Below are 5,386 nucleotides of genomic sequence, written 5' to 3' on the forward strand. Positions count from 1 at the left end.
TCTACGCCCCTTAATCAACTTGGAGGCGTTGCGTTGTGCTCCGGTCAAACCGAGAGGAATGCGCGAACCATGGGCATGGTCCTGTCTTTTGTGCCGCGTGCGGCACCTGTAAATCGAGCAAGTCACGACACCCCGACGGCGGCGGCGGTGATAATTTTCCCCGGCGTCCGTTACGAGTTGCATCCTGCCAGTGAGGCTCAGCCCGGCAGCAGCAGCCCAGAAAAGCCCGGCTCGCCGCCACCCGCCAAGCCGCATCACTGATCGAATGGCTTCTCAGTCGTCCTGCAATTCGCAGCTGCTCTGCTCGAGGAAGCGCGACACGATCGGCTTCCAGCTCTCGTCCGGCACGAAGGCGCGGACGACGAAGATGCCTTCCTCGATCGGCGCCTCGACAAAGATCGCGCCTTGCAGATCCTCCGGAAGGTCGCGCCGCACATCGATCATCTGCGCCGGGGTCAGCACCACCGTATCGAGCTTCTCGCCATTGGCGTTGTGATCGTTGAAGGAATAGATGTTGTGGCCGCCGCGGTCATAGACCGAGGCCGACCAGAACGGCACGTCGCCGGGCGCCTTGATCCGCACCAGGCCGTCGGCAAGGTCGAAGCGGCAGGCGGCGGCATAAAACAGCGGATCGACCGATTTCACCACCGGCGCGCCGCCGGCTTCGGCGTCAAGCCGCGTCATCTTGTAGAGGTCGGATGCCATCGCCAGCCGCGACCAGGCATCGCGCTCGGAAAATTCCGGTACCAGGAACAGCACGACGATATGCACGATGCCGGCGCCGAGCAGGCCGACGATGAGGGCATGCAGCAGTCTACGCATTGCAGCCCGCCTTCAGAATGCGCGGCAGCGTCACATCGGAGAGGCCGGTGCTGGACGCGATCGGCGTGTCGTAGAAGGTCAACACGAAATACATCTTGCCGGATCCGCCGGTGAGCAGCCAGTTGCCGGGGGCAGGGTGATTGCCGACCGAAATGACGACGGAATTGTCGGGCCGGCGCAGCACTTCGTAAGACTGCAGCGCCGCCTGCCTCGGCTTGCCGGTATCGATCACGCCAAGCGACTGGTCTGCGGCATAGAGCGTCCAGAAACGGGCGGTCGGGTAGCTGCCTTCGATCGTGTAGGTGCATTCGCGTCTCAGCGGCTCGCCTGCATCGTCGCGCTCGGCGACGAAGGCCAGCCCCTCGGCCCGGCCGAGCGCCAGCACGCCCTCGCGCGCCACGCGCGCCTTGGAGTAGGGGTCGGCGTCTAAAGTCCCGACTTCGGGGAAGGCGGTCCATTGGCCGATGCGGATCGCCCCGACGCCGTCCTGCGCGTTGAGCGCATACCAGACGCTGTAGCCGCCAAGCCCAATGGCTATGGCAAGCGAAAGCAGCGTCAGGATGGCGTTCTTGAGCATGAGAGCCGCAAACAGAGGAGGTTGCCCGGGATATCGCGGCGCGGGGTGCCGTGGCAAGCCGGCTTCACGCGAGGGGTGGCTAGATCAGGACGACGTTTCGCTGAAACGTCGTCCTGATCTATTTTTTTGATGGAGCATGATCTTATCCGAAAACCGGTTCCCACTTTTCGCTATCGCGGTCCTTCGGTTCGGGACCATGCTCTAAAGCGCCGAAAGTGCTTCCGGCAGGGTGGGCGCTTCGAGCACGGGCGCGGCCTGGAACGCCTTGGTCATGTCCCTCAGCGTCTGGGTGGTACGGCTGGAAAGCACCGGCGGCCGTTCGGCCTCGGCCTGCGCCTCTGCGGCGTCGGCTTCCTTCTTGGCCGCCTCCTCTGCCTTGGCCGCGACCTCTGGGTCGACGAACGGGTGGTCGAGACCGGGGATAGGCTTCAGGTCGATGTTCTGGTGCGCATAGACCATCAGGCGCTGCCAGACCATCGCCGGCAGCGAGCCGCCGGTCATCTTGTTGGTTGCGGTGAAGTCGTCATTGCCCAGCCAGACGGCCGCCGTGTAATTGCCGGTGAAGCCGACGAACCAGGCGTCGCGGTAGGACTGCGTGGTGCCGGTCTTGCCGGCAACGACGATGTTCGGGAGCTGGGCGCGCCGTGCCGTGCCGATCACCGGCACCGCCGCCAGCATGGTGTTCATGTATTTCAGCGCCCTTTCCGACAGCACGCGGTGTGGTGGCGGCGCGTCCTTGGCCCAGTCATAGACCACCTCGCCGGTGCGGGTGACGAGCTGGGTGATGCCATGGCGCGAGCCGACGAAACCGTTCTGGGCAAAGACGCTGTAGCCGGTCGCCTGGTCCATCACCGTCATGCCGGATGTGCCCAGCACCATGGTCTTGTGCGCTTCCAGCGGCGATTCGACACCCATCGATTCGGCCATTGCCTTGATCGGGCCGATGCCGAGGTAATCCTTGGCGAGCCGCACCGGCACCGTGTTGATCGACTTGGCGATCGCCGTGAGCAGCGTGACGTTGCCGGCCGATCCGCCGCTGTAATTGTGCGGCGACCAGTTGCCCCAGCTGATGGCGCCGCCCGAAACCACCGAGTCCGGCGTGAAGCCATGCTCCATCGCGGTGGCATAGACATAGGGCTTGAAGGATGAGCCGGTCTGGCGCAGCGCCTTGGTGGCGCGGTTGAACTGGCTGGCGCCATAGTCGCGGCCGCCGACGATGGCGCGCACCGCGCCATTGGTCTCGATCACCACCACCGCGCCTTCGGTGACGTTGTATTCCTTGCCGAATTGCCGCAGATGGAACTCGACCGACTCCTCGGCCGCCTTCTGGATGTTGGCGTCGAAGGTCGTGTGGGCGACCAGCGAATGCTGGCCGGGCTTGGCGATCTTCTTGACCTCGTCGAAGGCCCAGTCGAGGAAGTAGTCCGGGCTCTTCTGCTCGCCGCGGTCGACCACGTCGGCCGGGTGCAGTCTTGCCTGCAGCACCTGGCCCTCGGTCATGAAGCCGGAATCGACGAGGTTGGAGAGCACCACATTGGCGCGCGCGCGCGCCGCCGGCAGGTTGATGTGCGGGGCGTATTTGGTCGGCGCCTTGAACAGGCCGGCCAGCATTGCCGCCTCGGCGAGGTTCAGGTCCTTGACGCTCTTGCCGAAATAGAAATCCGCCGCCGCCTCGATGCCGAAGGTGCCGCCGCCCATATAGGCGCGGTCGAGATAGAGCTGCAGGATCTCTTTCTTGGAGAGGTTCGCCTCCAGCCACAGCGACAGGAAGGCTTCCTTGATCTTGCGCTCGAGAGTGCGCTCGTTGGACAGGAACAGGTTCTTGGCGAGCTGCTGCGTGATGCTCGACCCGCCCTGGACCACCGAATTGGCGCGCACGTTCTCGAAGATCGCGCGCGACAGGCCCAGCACATCGATGCCGTAATGGTCGAAGAAACGCCGATCCTCCGTCGCCAGCACCGCCTTGATGACGATGTCCGGCATCTCGTCGACCGGCACGGAATCGCGCTGGATGATGCCGCGCTGGCCGATTTCGTTGCCGTAGCGGTCAAGGAAGGTGACGGCGAAGTCGCCCTGGTTGCGCCAGTCGCCGGTGGTGATGTCAAAGGCGGGCATGGCAAGCGCGAGCAGAACCACGAAGCCGCCGGCGCCCATGGTGAAGCCCTCGCTCAGCACCTCGACGATGGCGCGGCGCCAGCCCTGCACACGGAAGCGGCGGGAAAAGATGGTCGCCGCTTCCCAGAATTCGCGCGCCTTGAAACCGATCTCGTAGAGCGAAGTATCGAGCCACGCATCCACGGCGAGCAGCGCCGAAGCGATCCGGCCTCTTCTCCTGCGTGGTTTAGAGGGATTGTCCATTCCAGAATTCCACCCCGGCACTTCCGCCCGAAACAGCCGTGGCAGTTCCGGGGCGCCCTCCCTGCCAAACTAATCGACCATTTTAGCACCACTCACAAGGGCAGCGAAGCCACACCCAGGCTTTGTTGAACGCCATGGTTGATTGTGCCCCGAGCCATTCCAGGAAAAGTGAGCACTTCCTAGAAAAGTGAGCAGCGGTTTTCCGTCCGGAATTGCGTAAAACAAATACTGAGAGCGATATCACCGCGCCGCGATGAAGCGCATGAAATGCGTCACATCCGCCTCGCTCGGCTCCAGTCCGGTGAAGGAGCGCAGATAGGCGGCGAGATGGCTGACGCGCGCCTCGACAGGTTCCTTGAGGTCGAGCACGTAATAGCCGATCTGCATGTAGTAGAGGACGCGGGCGCGGATGAAGGCGTCCTCGCTCTCGTAGCCGTGCCGGCGGTACATGTCGCGTATGGCCAGCAGTCGCTCCTCGTCGGCCTTGTCGATCATGCGCCGCACGTCGTCCGAGCGCCTTGCCCATTCGCGAACGGCGAAATCGAGCCTGGGATCGAACAGGCGCTCGTCGGCCCAGCATTCGAAGACGTTCATCACACCCATGATGATGGTGTCGGCCGGCCGGCGCGCCCGCTCGACGATCGCCGTGGTGTTGGTCTCGTGCCAATGCTCGAGCAGCTGGTCGAGCAGGTCCTGCCGGCTTTCGAAATACCAGTAGAAGCTCGAGCGCGAGACGCCGAGCTTCTGTCCCAGCGTCAGCACGCGCACGCTCTCGACACCGTCGGAAATCAGCGTCTGCAGCGCGAGGTTGATCCAATCCGCGCGGGTTACCTTGATGTTGCCGGGCGCCGGCTCGTCCTGGGGAGCGGTCATGGTCATGAGCCAACAAGTGGCATGGCGCGGAGCAGCGCGCAAGCTCTGGACAGAAGTGTCTAGACACATGTGTACGGGGCGTATATCTTGAGAGCCTCCAACGAGAGGGGAGAGGCTCGTGAAGTCGCATTACCGGGCGGTGGTCATCGGCGGAGGCGTGGTCGGCGCCTCGGTGCTCTATCACTTGACGCGCTTTGGCTGGAGCGACGTGGCGCTGATCGAGCGCGCCGAGCTGACGGCGGGCTCGACCTGGCATGCGGCGGCCGGCTTCCACGCGCTCAACGCCGATCCCAATGTCGCCGCGCTGCAGGACTACACGATCAAGCTCTATCGCGAGATCGAGGCCGAGTCCGGCCAGAATGCCGGGCTGCACATGACCGGCGGCGTCAACATGGCGAGCGACCCGCAGCGCTGGGAATGGCTGAAATCGGCCTGGGCGGTGTTCCAGTCGGTCGGCATCGAGACGGCGCGGCTGGTGACGCCGGAGGAAATCAAGGAGATCTGCCCGATTGTCGATGTCAGCGGCGTGCTGGGTGGCCTCTATGATTCCAACGAGGGCCATCTCGACCCTTATGGCACCACGCATGCCTATGCGGGCGCCGCCAGGAAGCGCGGCGCCGACGTCATCCTGCGCAACCGCGTCGTCGAGCTGAAACAGCGCGCCGACGGCGGCTGGGACATCGTCACCGAGAAGGGCACGATCGTCGCCGAGCATGTCGTCAACGCCGGCGGTCTCTGGGCCAAGCAGGTCGGGCT

Annotated in this window: 5 protein-coding genes; 1 reads left to right on the plus strand and 4 read right to left on the minus strand. The window is 64.1% G+C overall.

Annotated elements, in window-relative coordinates; all coding sequences use genetic code 11:
* Positions 1-273 precede the first annotated feature (273 nt).
* The 4 genes from EOA27_RS20075 to EOA27_RS20095 form a co-directional block, all read right to left on the minus strand.
* The gene (locus EOA27_RS20075; RefSeq protein ID WP_126078374.1) at positions 274-822 is read right to left on the minus strand and encodes a DUF1254 domain-containing protein; all 549 of its coding nucleotides are present in this window, start codon (positions 820-822) and stop codon (positions 274-276) included.
* Positions 815-1,399, minus strand: coding sequence for a DUF1214 domain-containing protein (locus tag EOA27_RS20080; protein ID WP_126078373.1), 585 nt, complete (start codon positions 1,397-1,399; stop codon positions 815-817). Before EOA27_RS20080 ends, EOA27_RS20075 begins: the two co-directional genes overlap by 8 nt.
* A 201-nt stretch (positions 1,400-1,600) precedes the next feature.
* A complete protein-coding gene (locus tag EOA27_RS20090; protein WP_126078372.1) occupies positions 1,601-3,757 on the minus strand; it encodes a penicillin-binding protein 1A in 2,157 nt (718 codons plus the stop codon).
* 240 nt (positions 3,758-3,997) lie between these two features.
* The gene (locus EOA27_RS20095) at positions 3,998-4,636 is read right to left on the minus strand and encodes a TetR/AcrR family transcriptional regulator (RefSeq protein WP_126078371.1); all 639 of its coding nucleotides are present in this window, start codon (positions 4,634-4,636) and stop codon (positions 3,998-4,000) included.
* Positions 4,637-4,748: 112 nt separating this feature from the next.
* On the opposite strand from EOA27_RS20095, the gene EOA27_RS20100 reads away from it, so the two are divergent.
* A partial coding sequence (locus EOA27_RS20100; RefSeq protein ID WP_145970434.1) for an FAD-binding oxidoreductase occupies positions 4,749-5,386 on the plus strand: 638 nt, incomplete at its 3' end.

Source organism: Mesorhizobium sp. M2A.F.Ca.ET.037.01.1.1 (genome assembly GCF_003998075.1).
Lineage (GTDB): Bacteria > Pseudomonadota > Alphaproteobacteria > Rhizobiales > Rhizobiaceae > Mesorhizobium.

Coding starts and splice junctions, on each gene's coding strand:
- EOA27_RS20075 (WP_126078374.1), bottom strand. CDS start 822: ATGCGTAGACTGCTGCATGCCCTCATCGTCGGCCTGCTCGGCGCCGGC.
- EOA27_RS20080 (WP_126078373.1), bottom strand. CDS start 1,399: ATGCTCAAGAACGCCATCCTGACGCTGCTTTCGCTTGCCATAGCCATT.
- EOA27_RS20095 (WP_126078371.1), bottom strand. CDS start 4,636: ATGACCATGACCGCTCCCCAGGACGAGCCGGCGCCCGGCAACATCAAG.
- EOA27_RS20090 (WP_126078372.1), bottom strand. CDS start 3,757: ATGGACAATCCCTCTAAACCACGCAGGAGAAGAGGCCGGATCGCTTCG.